The 18,706-nt window shown below is 64.8% G+C and carries 18 protein-coding genes; 5 read left to right on the forward strand and 13 right to left on the reverse strand.

What is annotated here, in order from left to right; genetic code table 11:
- Positions 1–153: 153 nt before the first annotated feature.
- Positions 154–1,989 (reverse strand): acyl-CoA dehydrogenase, encoded by a 1,836-nt coding sequence (locus tag G6N68_RS00245; RefSeq protein WP_163706524.1) that lies wholly within the window; start codon positions 1,987–1,989, stop codon positions 154–156.
- 206 nt (positions 1,990–2,195) lie between these two features.
- On the opposite strand from G6N68_RS00245, the gene G6N68_RS00250 reads away from it, so the two are divergent.
- Both G6N68_RS00250 and G6N68_RS00255 read left to right on the forward strand, forming a co-directional pair.
- Positions 2,196–3,212 carry an isopenicillin N synthase family dioxygenase gene (locus G6N68_RS00250; protein WP_163706525.1) on the forward strand — a complete coding sequence of 339 codons (1,017 nt, stop codon included), beginning with the start codon at positions 2,196–2,198 and terminating at the stop codon, positions 3,210–3,212.
- Between the two features lie 45 nt (positions 3,213–3,257).
- Positions 3,258–3,746: a flavin reductase family protein gene (locus G6N68_RS00255; RefSeq protein ID WP_163706528.1), complete on the forward strand. Its 489-nt coding sequence runs from the start codon at positions 3,258–3,260 to the stop codon at positions 3,744–3,746.
- 1 nt (position 3,747) lies between these two features.
- Here the strand turns inward: G6N68_RS00255 and G6N68_RS30025 are convergent, their stop codons facing one another.
- The 5 genes from G6N68_RS30025 to G6N68_RS00275 form a co-directional block, all read right to left on the reverse strand.
- On the reverse strand, positions 3,748–3,909 hold the full coding sequence (locus G6N68_RS30025) for a hypothetical protein (RefSeq protein ID WP_205351197.1): 162 nt from the start codon (positions 3,907–3,909) through the stop codon (positions 3,748–3,750).
- 158 nt (positions 3,910–4,067) lie between these two features.
- Positions 4,068–4,814, reverse strand: a complete 747-nt coding sequence (locus tag G6N68_RS00260; RefSeq protein ID WP_163706530.1) for a succinate dehydrogenase/fumarate reductase iron-sulfur subunit — start codon at positions 4,812–4,814, stop codon at positions 4,068–4,070.
- A complete protein-coding gene (locus G6N68_RS00265; protein ID WP_163706532.1) occupies positions 4,814–6,727 on the reverse strand; it encodes a fumarate reductase/succinate dehydrogenase flavoprotein subunit in 1,914 nt (637 codons plus the stop codon). The genes G6N68_RS00260 and G6N68_RS00265 overlap by 1 nt, the downstream gene beginning before the upstream one ends.
- A gap of 62 nt (positions 6,728–6,789) precedes the next feature.
- Complete coding sequence (sdhC, locus tag G6N68_RS00270; protein WP_163706534.1) at positions 6,790–7,605, reverse strand: succinate dehydrogenase subunit SdhC; 816 nt, start codon at positions 7,603–7,605, stop codon at positions 6,790–6,792.
- 82 nt (positions 7,606–7,687) lie between these two features.
- On the reverse strand, positions 7,688–7,981 hold the full coding sequence (locus G6N68_RS00275) for an Rv0250c family protein (protein WP_163706536.1): 294 nt from the start codon (positions 7,979–7,981) through the stop codon (positions 7,688–7,690).
- 126 nt (positions 7,982–8,107) lie between these two features.
- On the opposite strand from G6N68_RS00275, the gene G6N68_RS00280 reads away from it, so the two are divergent.
- Positions 8,108–8,854 (forward strand): isocitrate lyase/PEP mutase family protein, encoded by a 747-nt coding sequence (locus G6N68_RS00280; RefSeq protein ID WP_163706538.1) that lies wholly within the window; start codon positions 8,108–8,110, stop codon positions 8,852–8,854.
- 55 nt (positions 8,855–8,909) lie between these two features.
- Here the strand turns inward: G6N68_RS00280 and G6N68_RS00285 are convergent, their stop codons facing one another.
- The gene (locus G6N68_RS00285) at positions 8,910–9,350 is read right to left on the reverse strand and encodes an Hsp20/alpha crystallin family protein (RefSeq protein ID WP_163706539.1); all 441 of its coding nucleotides are present in this window, start codon (positions 9,348–9,350) and stop codon (positions 8,910–8,912) included.
- A gap of 216 nt (positions 9,351–9,566) precedes the next feature.
- On the opposite strand from G6N68_RS00285, the gene nirB reads away from it, so the two are divergent.
- Both nirB and nirD read left to right on the forward strand, forming a co-directional pair.
- Entirely contained in the window at positions 9,567–12,128 is a 2,562-nt protein-coding gene (nirB, locus tag G6N68_RS00290) for a nitrite reductase large subunit NirB (RefSeq protein ID WP_163706541.1), read from the forward strand.
- A 14-nt stretch (positions 12,129–12,142) separates the two neighbouring features.
- Positions 12,143–12,511: a nitrite reductase small subunit NirD gene (nirD, locus tag G6N68_RS00295; RefSeq protein WP_163706543.1), complete on the forward strand. Its 369-nt coding sequence runs from the start codon at positions 12,143–12,145 to the stop codon at positions 12,509–12,511.
- Here nirD and G6N68_RS00300 read toward each other — a convergent pair.
- The 6 genes from G6N68_RS00300 to G6N68_RS00325 form a co-directional block, all read right to left on the reverse strand.
- Positions 12,508–12,957, reverse strand: coding sequence for a TetR/AcrR family transcriptional regulator (locus tag G6N68_RS00300; protein ID WP_163706544.1), 450 nt, complete (start codon positions 12,955–12,957; stop codon positions 12,508–12,510). The two genes, nirD and G6N68_RS00300, sit on opposite strands and share 4 nt — an antisense overlap.
- 31 nt (positions 12,958–12,988) lie before the next feature.
- A complete protein-coding gene (locus G6N68_RS00305) occupies positions 12,989–13,774 on the reverse strand; it encodes a sirohydrochlorin chelatase (RefSeq protein ID WP_163706546.1) in 786 nt (261 codons plus the stop codon).
- Complete coding sequence (locus G6N68_RS00310) at positions 13,771–14,916, reverse strand: uroporphyrinogen-III synthase (RefSeq protein WP_163706548.1); 1,146 nt, start codon at positions 14,914–14,916, stop codon at positions 13,771–13,773. The genes G6N68_RS00305 and G6N68_RS00310 overlap by 4 nt, the downstream gene beginning before the upstream one ends.
- A gap of 75 nt (positions 14,917–14,991) precedes the next feature.
- The gene (locus tag G6N68_RS00315) at positions 14,992–16,410 is read right to left on the reverse strand and encodes a nitrate/nitrite transporter (RefSeq protein WP_163706550.1); all 1,419 of its coding nucleotides are present in this window, start codon (positions 16,408–16,410) and stop codon (positions 14,992–14,994) included.
- A 179-nt stretch (positions 16,411–16,589) separates the two neighbouring features.
- On the reverse strand, positions 16,590–17,990 hold the full coding sequence (locus G6N68_RS00320; protein ID WP_163706553.1) for a nitrate/nitrite transporter: 1,401 nt from the start codon (positions 17,988–17,990) through the stop codon (positions 16,590–16,592).
- A gap of 169 nt (positions 17,991–18,159) precedes the next feature.
- Positions 18,160–18,705: a GNAT family N-acetyltransferase gene (locus G6N68_RS00325; RefSeq protein WP_163706555.1), complete on the reverse strand. Its 546-nt coding sequence runs from the start codon at positions 18,703–18,705 to the stop codon at positions 18,160–18,162.
- Between the last annotated feature and the right edge of the window lies 1 nt (position 18,706).

Consider the following 18,706-nt stretch of genomic DNA (forward strand, 5'->3'; position numbering starts at 1 on the left):
CCCGACCCCGACGGCAACGCGGGGCAATCCCTAGATCTGACCGCCGCTGGAGTGAGGGGATCCAGCGGCGGTCTTTTCGGATCTAGCTCAAGAACGCAAGATCCCCCGCTTCAACGTGGAAACGGGGGATCTTTGCTTAGGTTCTGAGTCGGCCTAGAAGGCGGCCTCGTCCAGCTCCATGATCTCGTTGTCGAGCGTCTCGATCACCTCACGAGTGCTGGTCAGCAGCGGCAGGAAGTTCTTCGCGAAGAACGACGCCACCGCGATCTTGCCCTCGTAGAACGACCGCTCGCTACCGGTGGCACCGGCGTCCAGCGCCTCGATGGCCACCGCGGCCTGACGCTGCAGCAACCAGCCGATGACCAGGTCGCCGACGCTCATCAGGAACCGCACCGACCCCAGGCCCACCTTGTACAGGCTGGTGACGTCCTCCTGAGCGGCCATCAGGTAGCCGGTCAGGCTGGCCGCCATCGCCTGGACGTCGGTCAGCGCCTTGGCCAGCAGAGCGCGCTCGGTCTTCAGCCGCCCGTTGCCGGACTCGCTGTCGACGAACTGCTGGATCTCATTCGACACGTGGGCCAGCGCCACACCCTTGTCGCGAACGATCTTCCGGAAGAAGAAGTCCTGCGCCTGGATGGCGGTGGTGCCCTCGTACAGGGAGTCGATCTTGGAGTCGCGGATGTACTGCTCGATCGGGTAGTCCTGCAAGAAGCCGGACCCACCGAAGGTCTGCAGGCTCTCGGTGAGCTTGGCGTAGGCCTGCTCGGAGCCGACACCCTTGACGATCGGGAGCAGCAGGTCGTTGATCCTGGCCGCCAAGTCGGCGTTCACACCGTGCACGGCCTCAGCCACCGGCGCGTCCTGGAAGGTCGCGGTGAAGAGGTAGAGGGCGCGCAGACCCTCGGCGTAAGCCTTCTGGGTCATCAGCGACCGGCGGACGTCCGGGTGGTGGGTGATGGTCACCCGCGGCGCGGTCTTGTCGGTCATCTGAGTCAGGTCGGCGCCCTGGACGCGGGACTTGGCGTATTCCAGCGCGTTCAGGTAACCGGTGGACAGGGTGGCGATGGCCTTGGTGCCCACCATCATGCGGGCCTGCTCGATGACCTCGAACATCTGCGCAATGCCGTCGTGGACCTCGCCGACCAGCCAGCCCTTGGCGGGCACGTCGTGCTGCCCCAGGGACAGCTCGCAGGTCGTCGATACCTTCAGACCCATCTTGTGCTCGACGTTGGTGACGAACACACCGTTACGCTCGCCCAGCTCGCCGGTCTCGGGGTCGAAGTGGAACTTCGGCACGAAGAACAAGGACAGGCCCTTGGTGCCGGGACCAGCGCCCTCGGGGCGGGCCAGCACCAGGTGGAAGATGTTCTCGAACATGTCGCCGGAGTCAGCGGAAGTGATGAACCGCTTGACACCCTCGATGTGCCACGAGCCGTCTTCCTGCTTGATCGCCTTGGTCCGACCGGCGCCCACGTCCGAGCCGGCGTCCGGCTCGGTGAGCACCATGGTCGATCCCCAGCCACGCTCGGCGGCGATCACGGCCCACTTCTTCTGCTCCTCGGTGCCGAGGTGGTAGAGGATCTGGGCGAAGCCTGCGCCGCCGCTGTACATCCACACCGCGGGGTTGGCCCCGAGGATGTGCTCGTGCAGGGCCCACATCAACGCACGGGGCATGGGCATGCCGCCGAGCGCCTCGTCGAGGCCGGCCTTGTCCCAACCGGCTTCGATTACGGCGTGCACGGACTCCTTGAAGCCCTCCGGCATCGTCACCGAGAAGGTCTTGGGGTCGAAGACCGGCGGATTGCGGTCACCCTCGACGAACGATGCGGCCACGGGTCCCTCGGCCAGCCGGGCAATTTCAGAAAGCATTTCGCGGGCAGTGTCGACGTCCAGGTCGCTGTATTCGCCTTGGCCGAGTGCCTTGTCAACGCCGAAAAGTTCGAACAGGTTGAATTCCTGGTCGCGGACGTTGCTCTTGTAGTGGCTCACTACGTTCCTCCTCGTTGAGAATGCCACCTTGTGGTTGAGTACTTGTTGCTTAAGTTACCCACCAGTAACACTGCTAAAAATATACCGACCAGTAACTTCAACGCAAGCAAGTGTGAGCTACATTCCACCGACCAACTAACCAACCGGTTGGGATAGGGCTGATCGCATCCCTGGTAAGCCCGCTGAGCTGCGGCGATGATGGACCAATGACGAGTGTGCGCCGAATCACCACCCTCCCGGTGGTCGACCTGCGGGCCGCGCCCGGCCAACTGCGCGAGACCCTGCGCGAGGCGGCCCACGAGGTCGGGTTCTTCTATCTGGTAGGTCACGGAGTACCTGATCAGCTCGCCGCGAAGGTGCTCGCCGCCGCGCGGCGACTGTTCGCGCTGCCACAGTCCGAGAAGGACGCCATCGCGATGGTTCGCAGTCCGCATTTCCGCGGCTACACCCGGTTAGGTGGGGAGCTCACCCAGGGGGAAGTGGACTGGCGCGAGCAGATCGACATCGGTCCCGAGCGCGCGCCGGTCGGCGGACCCGACAAGCCCGATTACCTGTGGTTGCAGGGCCCCAACCAGTGGCCGGCTGGCTTCCCAGAGCTACCCGGCGTCGTCGCAGAGTGGGATGCTGCCCTCGCCAAGGTGGCCCGGACCCTGTTGCGACATTGGGCGGCATCGTTGGGCAGCCCAGCGGATGTCTTCGACGCGGCATTCGCGGACACTCCCGCGACGTTGATCAAGATCGTGCGGTATCCGGCACGCGCGGCCAGTCCCCAGGGCGTCGGTGCGCACCGCGATTCCGGGGTGCTGACGTTGCTGTTGGCCGAGCCGGGCAGTCGCGGCTTGCAGGTGCGGCCGCCCGACACCGACGCCTGGGTCGACGTCGAGCCCATCCAGGGGGCGTTCGTCGTCAACATCGGCGAGCTGCTTGAGGTCGCGACGGGCGGGTACCTCAGGGCCACCGAGCATCGCGTGTCTCTGCACGAGGCGGCCGGCGAGCGCATCTCGGTTCCCTACTTCTTCAATCCCCGGTTGGACGCACAAATACCGGTGCTGACGCTGCCCGAGAGCCTCGCGGCCCGCGCGGTCAGCCGGGGTACGCGCGCCGACGACCCGTCGGACCCGATCTACTCCAGCTACGGTCGCAATGCCTGGAAAAGCCGGCTGCGCGCACACCCGGATGTGGCCTCCGCCCATGGGTATTCGGCAGGAAAAGCGGCAAGGTAGGGTCAGGGGAGAATCCCGTTCTCGTCTCAAGGGGCGATCAACTCCGTGAATTCGAACAGCAATCTGACGCCGTCGTCACTGCGCGAGGCTTTCGGTCACTTCCCCACCGGGGTGGTGGCCATCGCGGCCCAGGTCAATGGGGTACGCGAGGGGCTGGCGGCCAGCACCTTTGTCCCCGTGTCCCTGGAGCCACCGCTGGTGTCGTTTTGCGTCCAGAACACCTCGACGACCTGGCCGAAGCTGAAAAGTGTGCCGATGCTGGGTATCAGCGTGTTGGGCGAGGCCCACGACGCGGCGGCGCGCACCCTCGCGGCCAAGACCGGCGACAGGTTTGCAGGTCTAGAAACCGTGTCCAGCGAGACGGGCGCCGTCTTCATCAAGGGCACCGGGCTGTGGCTGGAGAGCGCAATCGAGCAACTGATTACGGCCGGTGACCACACCATCGTGGTGCTGAGGGTCAAGCACGTCACCGTCGATTCGAACGTCGCCCCGATCGTGTTCCACCGAAGCGAGTTTCGCCGACTCGGCGTCTAGGCTACGTCGGCGAACGCTGGCTCAGCTTCTCGCGAAGGCGTTGGATGCGCCGATCCATCTCGTCCGCATCGTCCTGACGGTTTTCCTTGCGTGCCAGTTCCGCACGGACTGAGAGTTCGTGGATCGCGTGTTTGATGTCGTCGATGCTGGTGGGATCTAGCATTCGGTTTGAGTACCCGGAGTCCCCGGGCTTAACGCACCTGAGCGCGCTGTCGAATCGGATCGGGAGAAACTAGAGCCGCCCAGCGGCTCGGTGGAGCCGCCGGGCAGCTGTTTCGTCTACCGGGGTTGATCGGTTGACCGGTTGTCCTGAGACTGAGCTCAGCGCCGGAACAGCTTGTTGCCCAGCCAGACGATCGGGTCGTACTTGCGGTCGGCGACCCGCTCTTTCATCGGGATCAACGCGTTGTCGGTGATCTTGATGTTCTCCGGGCACACCTCGGTGCAGCACTTGGTGATGTTGCAGTAGCCCAGGCCGTGCTCTTCCTGCGCCTGGTCGCGCCGGTCCAGGGTGTCCAGCGGATGCATCTCGAGCTCGGCGATCCGCATCAGGAAGCGTGGACCTGCGAAAGCCTGCTTGTTCTCCTCGTGGTCGCGGATCACGTGGCAGACGTTCTGACACAAGAAGCACTCGATGCACTTGCGGAACTCCTGCGACCGCTGCACATCCACCTGGGCCATCCGGTATTCGCCGGGCTGCAGGTCCTTGGGTGGGGTGAAAGACGGGATCTCGCGCGCCTTCTCGTAGTTGAACGACACGTCGGTCACCAGGTCACGGATCACCGGGAACGTCCGGATCGGAGTGACCGTCACGACCTCGTCCTCGGCGAACGTCGACATCCGGGTCATGCACATCAGCCGCGGCCTGCCGTTGATCTCCGCCGAACACGACCCACACTTGCCGGCCTTGCAGTTCCAGCGCACCGCGAGGTCGGGCGACTGCGTCTGCTGCAAGCGGTGGATGACGTCGAGCACCACCTCGCCCTCATTCACCTCGACGGTGAAATCTTCGAGCCCGCCGCCGCTTTCGTCGCCGCGCCAGACGCGCATGCTCGCGTTGTAGCCCATCACGCTCTCCGTTCGGAATGGTCGGCCAGCTCTTCGGCGGTGTAGTACTTCTCCAGCTCGGAGAGCTTGAACAGTTCCAACAGGTCCGGCCGCATCGGAATTTGCGGTTCGCGGGTGAGCTCCACCTGGGAACCGTCGCTGCTGTCCTTGGCGAGCCGGCACACCAGCAGGGTCTTGCGCCAGGACGGGTCCATGCCGGGGTGGTCGTCGCGGGTGTGACCGCCACGGCTTTCGGTGCGCTCCAGCGCCGCCTTGGCCACGCATTCGCTGACCAGCAGCATGTTGCGCAGGTCAACGGCCAGGTTCCAGGCGGGGTTGTAGCGGCGACCCCCTTCGACCGCCACTCGCTTGTACCGCTCCCGAAGTTCCTTCAGCTGCGCCAGCGCCTGGGTGATCTCGTCTTCCTTGCGGATGATGCCGACCAGGTCGTTCATCACGTGCTGGAGGTCTAGCTGCAGCGCATACGGGTTCTCCGGGGCGCCGTCGGTGGGCCCCTGGAACGGCTTGAGAGCCAGTTCGGCGGCGGCTTCGACGGCTGCCTGCGAGACCGAAGGCCGGCTGCTCAGCCCGCGCACGTAGTCGGCGGCGCCCAGGCCCGCGCGGCGACCGAAGACCAGCAGGTCAGACAGCGAGTTGCCGCCCAGCCGGTTGGACCCGTGCATGCCGCCCGAGCACTCGCCGGCGGCGAACAACCCGGGGACCTTGGCCGCACCGGTGTCGGCGTCGACCTCCACACCGCCCATCACGTAGTGGCAGGTGGGTCCGACTTCCATCGGCTCCTTGGTGATGTCGACCCCGGCGAGCTCCTTGAACTGGTGGTACATCGACGGCAACCGGCGCTTGATCTCCTCCGGCGTGAGCCGCGAAGCGATGTCCAGGTAGACACCCCCGTGCGGGCTGCCACGGCCGGCCTTCACCTCGGAGTTGATCGCGCGGGCGACCTCGTCGCGGGGCAGCAGATCCGGTGTGCGGCGGGCCGAGTCGTTGTCCTTGAGCCAGTCGTCGGCTTCCTTCTCGGTTTCGGCGTACTGGCCTTTGAACACCGGTGGGATGTAGCCGAACATGAAGCGCTCGTTGTTCGAGTTCTTCAGCACGCCGCCGTCGCCGCGGACGCCTTCGGTGACCAGGATCCCCTTGACGCTGGGCGGCCACACCATGCCCGTCGGGTGGAACTGGACGAACTCCATGTTGATCAAGGTCGCGCCGGCGCGCAGCGCCAACGCGTGGCCGTCGCCGGTGTACTCCCAGGAGTTCGAGGTCACCTTGAACGACTTGCCGATTCCGCCGGTGGCCAACACCACCGCGGGCGCCTCGAACAAGATGAAGTTGCCGCTTTCCCGCCAGTAGCCGAACGCCCCGGCGATCGCGTCACCGTCCTTGATCAGTTCGGTGATGGTGCACTCGGCGAACACCCTGATCCGGGCCTCGTAGTCACCGAACTCGGCGAAATCCTCTTGCTGCAGCGAGACGATCTTCTGCTGCATGGTGCGAATGAGTTCGAGTCCGGTGCGGTCGCCGACGTGCGCGAGCCGTGGATAGGTGTGTCCACCGAAGTTGCGCTGGCTGATCCGGCCGTCCTTGGTGCGGTCGAACAGTGCGCCGTAGGTCTCCAGCTCCCAGACGCGGTCGGGCGCCTCCTTGGCGTGCAGTTCGGCCATCCGCCAGTTGTTGAGGAACTTGCCGCCCCGCATGGTGTCGCCAAAGTGGGTTTGCCAGTTGTCTTTCGGGTTGGCGTTGCCCATGGATGCGGCGCAGCCGCCCTCGGCCATCACCGTGTGCGCCTTGCCGAACAACGACTTTGACACGACCGCGACCTTCAAGCCGCGCTCCCGCGCTTCGATGACCGCACGCAAACCCGCGCCGCCGGCACCGATCACGACTACGTCGTACGCGTGCCGCTCGACCTCAACCATGAAACCCTCGCTCGCTCAGCTATTTTCCTGCAATCGATAAGACGTGTGAATTGCCTTGGTGATCAGTAGAACCTGACGTCCAAAGCCGGGTTGATGGACACCAACATGACGTAGAAGTCGGTGAGCATCAGCGTGCCCAGCGTGATCCACGCAAACATCTTGTGCCGCGTGTTGATCTTGCTGACCTGCTCCCAGAACCAGTACCGCACAGGGTGTTTGGAGAAGTGCTTGAGCCGCCCGCCGGTGACGTGCCGGCACGAGTGGCAGGACAGTGTGTAGAACCACAGCATGATGACGTTGCCGAGCAAGATCACATTGCCCAGGCCGAACCCGAATCCCTTGGGCCCGTGGAATGCATGGATGGCGTCGTAGGTGTTGATCAACGAGATGACCACGGCGATGTAGAAGAAGTACCGGTGGGTGTTTTGGATGATCAACGGGAACTTGGTCTCGCCTGTGTAGTGCACCCGGGGCTCGGCCACCGCGCAGGCCGTCGGTGACTGCCACACCGTGCGGTAGTAGGCACCGCGGTAGTAGTAGCAGGTCAGCCGGAACAGCAGCAGGAACGGCAGCGACAGCGCGGCATACGGCAAGAACCACACATCCGGGAAGATCTGCGGCCAAAACTCGCTGGCCGCACCGCAGCCCTTGCTGACGCAGGGGGAGTAAAACGGCGTCAGGTAGTGGTACTGCTCGACGTAGAAGTGCTGCTGCTGGAACGCACGCGCCGTCGCGTAGATGACGAATGCGGCGAACCCCAGGTTGATTCGCAGCGGCTGAAACCACCACTTGTCGGTGCGTAGCGTCTTCGCCGGAATCTTGGCCCGGGCAGCTGAAAAGACGCCAGACTCAGAACGGCTCGCCGTTGGTGCGCTCATTTACTGTGTTCCTCTTCGAACGGGCTGTCTGTGGAAGGGTACACAGAAGAAGAGGGCGCAATTTAGCGGGGCTTCCCGCTCGCTACCTGCTGTGACCTCCGACACCTTCGTCGTCGACGTCGCGCCAGAAATCACGGTCGTACTCGGTGTCGGGGATGATGATCTTCTCGCCCGAGTGCTGTTCGGTGGCGCGACTCAGGTCCAATTCCGACACGTCGGTGTCGAGCAATTGGACGTCGCTGAGCAGCCGGTCGATGTCGATGAGGATGCGGCGCGTCGCCGGGTTGTCGCCGTAGCGCGACTTCAACGAGGTCGCACACCGCCGCAGGTTGCCGATGAGGTCGTGCAATTCGGCAAGTTCACTAATGGCCGACAACGTGTGCTCCCTGGTCTTCGCTGACTGGACAGGTGTGATGGATCACAGTACGTCCTCGATAGTATCCACACCCGGAGTCAGACGCCGGACCAATTCGCGGCGCGCGAAACGGAAAGCACCCATCACATGACAGCTGAGCTTGCCTCGGCCTTCCTAAAGCTGCATCAACCGGGCAATCCGGTGGTCCTGCCGACGGTGTGGGACGCCTGGTCGGCACGGCTGGCAACCTCCGCCGGCTTCGCCGGACTTACGGTGGGCAGCCACCCGCTGGCCGATTCGATCGGCAAGTCGGACGGCGAGAGCATGTCCTTCGACGACGTCTTGGCGCGAGTCGCTCAAATCACCGCGGCGGTGGACGTTCCGGTGTCGGTGGACATCGAATCGGGTTACGGGCTACCCGCGGCGCGGTTGATCGAGGGCCTGCTCAGTGTGGGTGCGGTCGGGCTGAACATCGAAGACACCGTGCACTCCGAGGGCAAGCGGCTCAGGTCTGCTGGTGAGCACGCCGAACTGGTGGCGGCCCTGCGCTCGGCGGCCGACGCCGCCGGGGTGCACGTCGTGATCAATGCCCGCACCGACCTGTTTCTGCGTCAGGACGGCGACGAATCGGACCGCATCGAGCGTGCCGTGGCGAGGTTGACCGAGGCGGCCGACGCCGGCGCCGACGTGTTGTACCCGCTGGGCCGACACGACCCGGATACGTTGCGCCGGTTGGCCGCTGAATTGCCGCTGCCGGTCAACGCCATTGCCCCGCCGGACCAGGGTGATCGCGCCTCGTTCGCGGAGCTGGGCGTCGCCCGGATCAGCTTCGGCCCGTTCCTGCAATACGCCTTGGCGGCACGGACCAACGAATTGCTGGAGCGCTGGCGTTAACCGGGCAGACGCAAAAGCCCCGCCAGGCATGGCAGGGCTTTGCGGATTTCGGCGATTACTTCGTGATGGCGATTCGCTGCTTCTGCGCTCCGGCGTACGCGCCCTTTACTCGGACGGTTAACACACCGGCGTCATACGAGGCCGAAATGGCTTCGCTGGTGACGTGCTCGGGCAGCTGGAACGACCGACGGAACGATCCGTAGCGGATCTCCCGCAAGGTGCGCCCATCCTTGTCTTCCGCGTACTCGTCGCGGTGTTCGCCGTGGATAACCAGACGCCCCCGCTCGAGCTCGACGTTCACGTCCTTCTCGACGTCGACGCCAGGCAGTTCGACGCGGACGACTGCGTCATCGCCATCCTTGACGATCTCCGCTGCGGGGCTGAAAGCGCCGTTCATGGGCTTGTACCAGTCCGCTGCAGCGGCGGGCCCGAAGAAGTCCCGCAGCCAGCGGTCGGTGTCCCACGCCGGACGCGTCCAAAGTGCGAGATTGCTCATGAATATCTCCTCCTGCTTCCTTGTGAGTTAGCTGTGCCCGGCGCTCCATGGGCCGGCTACTCATAAAAACTTGAGTCGACCACGCTTAAGTTCCACCTGGTTGTTCGCTCCCAGCGAACAGAGTCACACAGGGGACTCACAGACCGTGAGCAGCTCGTCATCCCGGCGTCACATAAGGCGATTTTGAGGTAATTTGCGGCCCTTAACCTTCCCTTCATGTCTTCTGCCGGAAATCACCGGGCGCGCGATGCTGCCCGCCACGTCATCGTGGTGGGCCACGGCATGGTGGGCCACCGGCTGGTTGAGGCGCTGCGTGCCCGCGACACCGCTGGGTTGTGGCGGATCACCGTGCTGGCCGAGGAAGCCGATGCGGCCTACGACCGCGTCGGCCTGACCTCGTATACCGAAAGCTGGGACCGGAGCCTGCTGGCGCTGCCGGGTAACGACTACGCCGGCGACGAGCGGGTCCGCCTGCTGCTGAACAGCCGCGTCGTGGAAATCGACCGGGCTACAAAGTCGGTCGTAACCGCGACCGGCGAGCGGCACAACTACGACGCGCTGGTGCTGGCCACCGGGTCCTATGCCTTCGTCCCGCCGGTGCCCGGCCATGACCTGCCTGGCTGCCACGTCTACCGCACGCTCGACGACCTCGACGCGATCCGCGCCGGTGCCGAACGCACCGTGGCCGCCGGCCACGGCGGTGCCGGGGTGGTGATCGGTGGCGGGCTGCTCGGCCTGGAGGCCGCTAACGCGTTGCGGCAGTTCGGTTTGCAAACGCACGTCGTCGAGATGATGCCGCGTTTGATGGCCCAGCAGATCGACGAGGCGGGTGGAGCACTGCTGGCCAGGATGGTTGCCGAACTCGGTATCGCCGTGCACGTCGGCACCGGCACCGAATCGATTGAGCCAGTTGCCGGCCCGGACGGCGCCGAGTCAATGCGCGTCAAGCTGACCGACGGCGCGACCATCGACGCGGGGGTGGTGATCTTCGCCGCTGGTATCCGACCGCGCGACGAGCTGGCCCGGGCCGCCGAATTGACGATTGCCGAGCGTGGCGGTGTTCTCACCGATTTGTCCTGCCGGACAAGCGATCCGGATATCTATGCCGTCGGTGAGGTGGCCGCGATCGAGGGCCGGTGCTACGGCTTGGTCGGGCCCGGCTACACCAGCGCCGAAGTGGTGGCCGACCGGCTGCTGGACGGCGGGGCGGAGTTCCCCGAAGCCGACCTGTCGACGAAGCTCAAGCTGCTCGGCGTCGACGTCGCCAGTTTCGGCGACGCGATGGGGACCACCGAGAACTGCCTCGAGGTCGTCATCAACGACGCGGTGAATCGCACCTACGCCAAGCTCGTTCTCTCCGACGACGCCAAGACGCTGCTCGGCGGCGTGCTGGTGGGCGACGCCTCCTCCTACGGGGTGCTGCGCCCGATGGTCGGGAGCGAGTTGCCCGGTGACCCGCTGTCGTTGATCGCACCCGCCGGGTCCGGTGACGGTGCGGGCGCCTTAGGCATTGGGGCGCTGCCCGACTCGGGGCAGATCTGCTCCTGCAACAACGTCACCAAGGGTGACCTGAAGTGCGCGATCGCCGACGGCTGCGCCGACGTTCCCGCGCTCAAGTCGTGCACCAGCGCCGGTACGTCGTGCGGGTCGTGCGTGCCGTTGCTCAAGCAGCTGCTGGAAGCCGAGGGTGTGGAGCAGTCCAAGGCGCTGTGCGAGCACTTCAGCCAGTCGAGGGCCGAACTCTTCCAGATCATCTCGGCCACCGAGATCCGGACCTTCTCGGGGCTGATCGAGCGGTTCGGGCGCGGCAAGGGTTGTGACATCTGCAAACCCGTGGTCGCTTCCATCCTGGCGTCCACCGGCTCCGACCACATCCTCGACGGCGAGCAGGCGTCGCTGCAGGACTCGAACGATCACTTCCTGGCGAACATCCAGAAGAACGGCAGCTACTCGGTGGTGCCGCGGGTTCCCGGCGGCGACATCAAGCCCGAGCACCTGATCCTGATCGGGCAGATCGCACAGGACTTCGGCCTGTACACCAAGATCACCGGCGGTCAGCGCATCGACCTGTTCGGGGCTCGGGTGGACCAGCTTCCGGCGATCTGGAAGCGCCTGGTCGACGCCGGCATGGAATCGGGCCACGCCTACGGCAAGGCGCTGCGCACGGTGAAAAGCTGCGTCGGCAGCGACTGGTGCCGCTACGGACAGCAGGATTCCGTGCAGCTCGCCATCGACCTGGAACTGCGCTACCGGGGGCTGCGCGCCCCGCACAAGATCAAGCTGGGCGTCTCGGGCTGCGCGCGTGAGTGTGCGGAAGCGCGCAGCAAGGACGTCGGCGTGATCGCCACCGAGAAGGGGTGGAACCTCTACGTGGGCGGCAACGGTGGCATGACGCCCAAGCACGCCCAGCTGCTGGCCAGCGATCTGGACACGGCGACGCTGACCCGCTACATCGACCGGTTCCTCATGTACTACATCCGCACGGCCGACCGGTTGCAGCGCACGGCGCCGTGGGTGGAATCGCTGGGGCTCGATCACGTGCGCGAGGTCGTTTGCGACGACTCGCTGGGTCTGGCCGAGGAATTCGAGGCCGCCATGGAGCGCCACGTGGCCAACTACAAGTGCGAATGGAAGGGCGTGCTCGAAGACCCGGACAAACTCTCGCGGTTCGTCTCCTTCGTCAACGCCCCCGACGAAATCGACTCGACGGTGGCCTTCACCGAACGTGCCGGGCGCAAAGTGCCAGTGCCCATTGGTATTCCACGGATTCGTAGCTAACAGGGAGGAACATCATGACGCTTCTCAATGACATTCAGGTTTGGACCGTGGCCTGCAACTACGACCACCTCATCCCGGGCCGCGGCGTCGGCGTGCTGCTCGACGACGGCAGCCAGGCGGCGTTGTTCCGGCTGGACGACGGCTCAGTGCGCGCGATCGGCAACATCGACCCGTTCTCCGGCGCGGCGGTACTGTCGCGTGGCATCGTCGGCGACCGTGCCGGCCGCGTCACGGTCCAGTCGCCGATCCTGAAGCAGGCTTTCGCGCTCGATGACGGTTCCTGCCTGGACGACCCGCAGGTGTCGGTGCCGGTGTTCCCGGTGCGCGTCACCGGGGACGGCCGCGTGCACGTCGGGCGCTTCGCCGCCCGTATGGCTGCCTAGTCGATCTTGCCGACCAGGTAGCGCTGCATCGTCGGGCCGATGGCGTCGACGAGTTGCTCCACCGTCATCGAGTGCATCGGTTCGGAGCGGACGCCGTAGCGCATGATGCCCAGGCCGACGAGCTGCGAAGCGCACAGTGACGCTCGGATGGCGACCTTGTCGGCGCCCAGCATCTTGAGCAGCGGGTTGAACACCGGCCCAATGAACATGCTCTGCACGATTTCGGCGGTCTTCGCCAGCCCCGTCGACGCGATGGCACTGGCGGCAAAGGGCCCGCCGGCCGCGGCGTCCCAGGTGGTGATCAGCACGTAAAGCGTGCGACGGCCAACCTGGTTGACGCTGCCGGTCACGATGCGGTCGATGAACTCCGGTGTGCTGAAGGGCAGGCGCAGCATTTTTGCCACGTCGTCGAGGAGCCCGCGCGAGGGCTCTTCGTTCCTGGCCATATTGCCAGGATTACTTGGATATGAGTAAAGATCAAGCGCCGGCGGTATTGGTGTGGCTGAGCACCGAACCCTTGCGTCCCACGAAATTCGGCACGTGTTGCATTGGATGACTGGCGAAGCGGTGCGGCATCGCATTGCGGAATCGGTTGGCTATCAGCCGGGCCAATCCCGGATGGGTGCCCAGCGGCGGGGTAATCAGGTCGGCGCCACTGTCATGCAGTCGCTGTTGGAACAGGCCGTCGGCCAGTAGATAGGACGCGACGACGACGCGACGCGCGCCCCGGCGCCGTGCACTGGCGACCGCGGTCCGCACGTCGGGACTCCCAGTTGCCGCGAATCCCAGCTCAACTCGTGCCCCGGTCAGCATGGACAACGACGTGGCAGCACTGCGCAGGTCGCCGAGCGCCCGCCGATCCGACGTGCCTGCGGCGGCCAAAATCACCGAATCATCAGGCCGGCAGCCGAATTCGATCAGCTGCCGCTTGAGTATGCGGGCGAGCTCCCAACTCGGACCCAGCGCGGGCGTGACGGTGACGTTCGGATGGCCGCTGGCAACGATATGAGCTGGCAGGTCGGCGCGAACGTGGTATCCGCGGGACAGAAAGGCGGGCACCACAATTGCGGGCTGTACGGACCTCTCATCGTGGGCAGGCTGCGCCAGCCTGGCAAGCACTTCGCTGGGTGTCGGGCCCAACACGTCGACAAAGACGACCTGCACGGTGCCGCCGAGCAGCGCGCCCACGTGAGCCGCCAGGTCGCCGACCATGGCGACACCAGACGGTCGCCTGGTGCCGTGTGCTGCCAGGATCAGACTCACCGGTCGGCCTCAACGGCATCGATCGCCAGCCGGTAACCGCGCTTGACCACCGTCGCAATGATGTTTTTGTCGCCCAATGCTGTTCGCAGTCGGAGCACTGCGGTGTCAACGGCGTGGGTGTCGTCGCCGTTGCCAGGCAGCACCCGCAGCAGTTCCGTACGCGCGACGACGTCGCCCGGTCGCTGCGCCAATGCCCGCAGGATCGCCATCCCAGAGCCCGATATCGTCTTGACCTCGCCGTCGACCAGCACGCAAGTGCCGCGGATGTCGATCACGTGGCCGGCGACCTTAACGCTGAAGGACCCCAATAGCGGCAGTTCCTCGGCGATGTGCCGAGCCAAGGCCCCCAACCGCATCCGCTCCGGCGCTGACGTCGGTATCCCGCGACGAATCAGGGGTCGTGAAGTCACCGGGCCGACGCACATCGCGTGCACGCCGGTGCGTAGCGCCTCGATCACCTGGTCCTCGATGTCCAACTCCCGCGCGCGTTCCAGGACCGCCGCGGCCGCGGGTGCGGATGTGAAACTCACTGCATCGAATTGCCGACGGGCGATGCCGGTGACCAGCTGATCGAAGTCACCACCCAATGGCGTTGGCTTCCAACGGTAGACGCGGAGCGGAATCACCTCGGCTCCCGCGGCCCGCAGCCCGTTGAGGAACTCCGGGAACGGATCCCAGGCATCGGCGGCACCGTGCAGCTGGATGGCGATTCGCATGCCCTCGACACCGGACTCAAGCAGATATTCCAGGACTTCGTACGAAGATTCCGATTCGGGGGACCATTCCTCCCGTAGCCCGGCGGCCCGCAATGCGCCGGTCGCCTTCGGTCCGCGCGATACGACTCGGGCCGCGGACAATGCGTCGAGGAGCTCGGTGGCCAGCCCCCACCCCTCTGCGGCGGCCACCCAGCCGCGAAACCCGATGCCAGTGTGAGCTACCAGAATGTCCGGCGGGTTTGTGATCAGCGCCTCAGTGTTGTAGTGCAACTCGTCGTCGTCCGGCAGGGCGATCATGTTGATCGCCGGTGCGGCGAATATCTCCGCGCCATGTCGGCTCAGCAGTGCGCACAGCTCTTCGGCGCGGCGCGCTGACGTCACCGCGACCCGATAACCTGCGAGTGGCGCAGAGTTTGGCAGAGCCATATGACGTTTGTATGCCTGCGAAATTTCTGAATCGTTACCGCGCAATTGCTGTCGCATTGCCCTTTTGGCACTCGGTTAAACCCGCACTGTGGAGGCCGATTTTGCCTCGTGTTGGGGGTCTGCCAGCGGGTTCGACGAGGGCGCGGCCGTGGCGGGTCGGCGCACATACATCAGCCAGGTCAGAATCGCGGCAACGACGTAGGAAGCCAGGAAGATCCAGTAGGCGGGCGTCTCCGTGCCGGTGGTCAGATAGGACTGTCGCAGCGCCAAATTGATGCCCACTCCACCGAGCGCGCCAACGGCCGAACAGATGCCGATCAGCGACCCGGACATGGCTCGAGACCAGTGCCGCCGCTCGGCGTCGCTGGCATCCAGTGAGCGACTGCGTGCTTCGAAGATCGACGGAATCAGCTTGAACAGCGAGCCATTTCCCATGCCGGCGAGGATGAAGAGGGCGACGAAGCCGATGACGGAGCCGACCAACGTCGACGACGTCGTGCCGGCGTGTGCGTCGTCGATCGTGCTGATGCCCACCAAGAGGCCGGCGCCCAGAATCATCCCGCCCAGAACACCCAGCGTGACCCGGCTGCCGCCGAGCCGGTCTGCCAACCGCCCGCCGTAGATCCGGGCGAGTGAACCCAAAAGTGGTCCGACGAAGGCGATTTGCGCGGCATGCAGGGACGCGTGCTTCACACTCTCGCCACTGGCCTCAAAGTTGACCTGCAGCACCTGGCCGAACGCGAAGGCGAAGCCGATCCAGGAGCCGAAGGTGCAGATGTACAACAGGCAAACCACCCACGTGTCGCGGTCAAACGCGATGGAACGCATGGTGTTTAGTTCGACACCGTGATCGAGTTCGTCCATGAACAGGGCCGCGGCGATGCCGACCAAGGTCAGCAGCACGAGATAGATCGCGCACACCCAATACGGCGCTTCGTGTCCCGCGGTGGACAGCACCAGCAGGCCGATCAATTGGACCACCGCGACACCGAGGTTGCCCACGCCCGCGTTGAACGCCAGAGCGCCGCCCTTAAGGCGTTGCGGGTAAAACGCGTTGACGTTGGCCAGCGATGCCGCATAGTTTCCGCCGCCCAGCCCGGTCAGCGCCGCACACACCACATACGGCCACAAAGGCAGTCCGGGGTTGGCCAGCAGCGCGATGGTGCCGACCGTCGGGATCAGCAGCACGAACGCCGAAAGTGTTGTCCAGGTGCGGCCGCCGAACCTGGCGATGCCCAGCGTGTAGGGGATGCGCGCGCATCCACCCACCAGGGTGGCCACCGCGCCAAGCAAGAGCTTGTCGCCGGCGGAGAAGCCGTACATGGACGCCGGCATGAACAGCGTCATCACCGACCACAACGACCAGATGGAGAAGGCCACGTGATCGCCGGCGACGGTGCAAAGCAGGTTGCGTCTGGCGATCTTGCTGTTTCCGGACTCCCAAGCCGCGATGTCTTCCGGATTCCAATCTGACAGCCGACGGTGGCGGCCCATAGTTGTTTCCCTTCCGATGTGGGCGCCCCCGAATTCGGAGCAGGCATGCGCCGCAGTCCGTTTCGATGCTCACATCGGCGGCGGAGTGCGTCAACTCAGAAGGGCGGCAATCGGCTGAAAGTTGGGCACCAGTTGACTGGTAGATCGCTGAAAACCAAAGTGACTGCTACACGTACGGGCTAGACGTAAGCCAAGCCGGTTGCACCCTCCGGCAGTTGGCCGACGGCCGGAAGCGGGCGCCGCACATATACCGTCCAGGTCAGCAGCGAGGCTGCGACATAGAACACCGCGAAGACCCAGAAGGCCGACGTCGCGGTTCCGCTGCTCAAATATGACTGTCGCAGCGCAAGATTGACGCCCACGCCACCCAGGGCGCCGATCGCGCCGGTCCATCCGATGAGGGCACCAGACATGGAGCGCGACCATTGCCTGCGCTCTTCCTCGCTCTTCTGAAGTGCGTAACTGCGTGCCTCGAAGATCGACGGAATCATCTTGTAGACAGAGCCGTTGCCGATGCCGGACAAGATGAACAGCAGGACGAACCCAACGACATAGCCGACCATCGTTGCGGCTGGCGCAGGTCCGTGCGTATGTGCGCCGAAAACGCTGGCCGTCAACAGTATTCCGGCGCCCAGAATCATCAAGACGAACGCGGCCAAGGTGACGCGACCGCCGCCAACACGGTCCGCGATCTTGCCGCCGTACACCCGAGACAGCGATCCCAATAGTGGCCCGAGGAAGGCGATTTGGGCGGCGTGCAGTGAAGCGTGTGCCGTGCTCTGCCCGCTGGCAATGAAGTTGATCTGCAGCACCTGACCGAACGCGAAGGAGAACCCGATGAACGATCCGAAGGTGCCGATGTAGAGCAGCGAGATCACCCACGTGTGCGGCTCGGCGAGCACCGAGCGCATGGTGTTCAGCTCGATGCGGTAATCCCGCAGGTTGTCCATGTACAGGGCGGCGCCGACGCCGGCCACCGCCAGCAGCACCAGGTATACGGCGCACACCCAGTAGGGTTGCCGGTCACCAACCGCCGCGATCACCAGCAAGCCGACTAGTTGAACCATGGGCACACCCAGATTGCCGCCACCGGCGTTGAGCGCCAACGCCCAGCCCTTCAGTCGCTGCGGGAAGAACGCGTTGATGTTCGTCATCGACGAAGCGAAATTGCCCCCTCCCAGGCCGGTCAGCGCGGCGCAGACGAGGTATGGCCACAGCGGCAGACCCGGGTGGGCCAACAGCCAGATGGTCCCGACCGTGGGAATGAACAACACCACCGCGGAGAAGATGGTCCAGTTGCGGCCACCGAACTTCGCGGTGGCAAAGGTGTAGGGAAAGCGTAGGCACGCACCGATCAGCGTTGCGGTGGCGCCGAGCAAGAACTTGTCGCTCGCGGAGAAGCCGTACACCGATGCGGGCATGAAGAGAACCATCACCGACCAGAGGGACCAGATCGAAAACCCAATGTGTTCGGCGATCACCGACCAAATCAGATTGCGGCGGGCGATCTTCTTGTTGCCTGCTTCCCATGCGGCAACGTCTTCCGGGTCCCAATCTGTGATCAGGTGTGAACGGCCCACGAAAGGCTCCTATCGTCAATGGCGTTACCTGCACGGTAGGAACCCTTTGTTGCCCCGGCGCTTCAGGCAGTGACCCGAGCGTGAAATTCGGATCACTGCCCAGCTGAGGGCACTGTGAGACGCATTCCTGTGGCAGCCACCACAATGGCGCGGCGGTGCGCGGTGCGCTTTACCAGACGTCTCCGTTACGCCAGTCGCACATCAGTTCCTCTTTGGTGTCCAGTTGCACCTCGATGGGCAATACGAAGACCGTTCCGTCGTCTTCGGGTGTGCGAACGGGACCGGTGGGACTGAGCACCAACGTGGTTCCGCGCCAAGGCAACCAACCCCGCGATGCATAGAGTCGCCGCGCCTGCACCGTTGAACTGAGCGCCCCGAGCTGATAGGCGCCGCGCATCACCTGTTCGACCCCGTCCAGCAGTGCTCGCACCAGCCCTTGGCCGCGCCAATCCTCGCGTACCGCAACACCTTCGACGTAGCCGCAGCGAAGCGCGCTGCCGCGGTAGATGAGCCGACGCTGAATGACCGCGGCGTGGGCAATGATCGCGCCGTGATGGTAGATGACGGCATGCATCCCGCCCAGCGCGTGTTCCCAGTCGTCTTCGCTGAAATCACCCGCAAAGGCTTCGGTGAGCATGGCGTGGATGCCATGCCGGGTGTCGCTATCGAGGTCGGCGGTGTGAATCAGCCGAGCCGTGTGTACCCGGTTGCGCACG

Source organism: Mycobacterium bourgelatii, from assembly GCF_010723575.1.
Lineage (GTDB): Bacteria > Actinomycetota > Actinomycetes > Mycobacteriales > Mycobacteriaceae > Mycobacterium > Mycobacterium bourgelatii.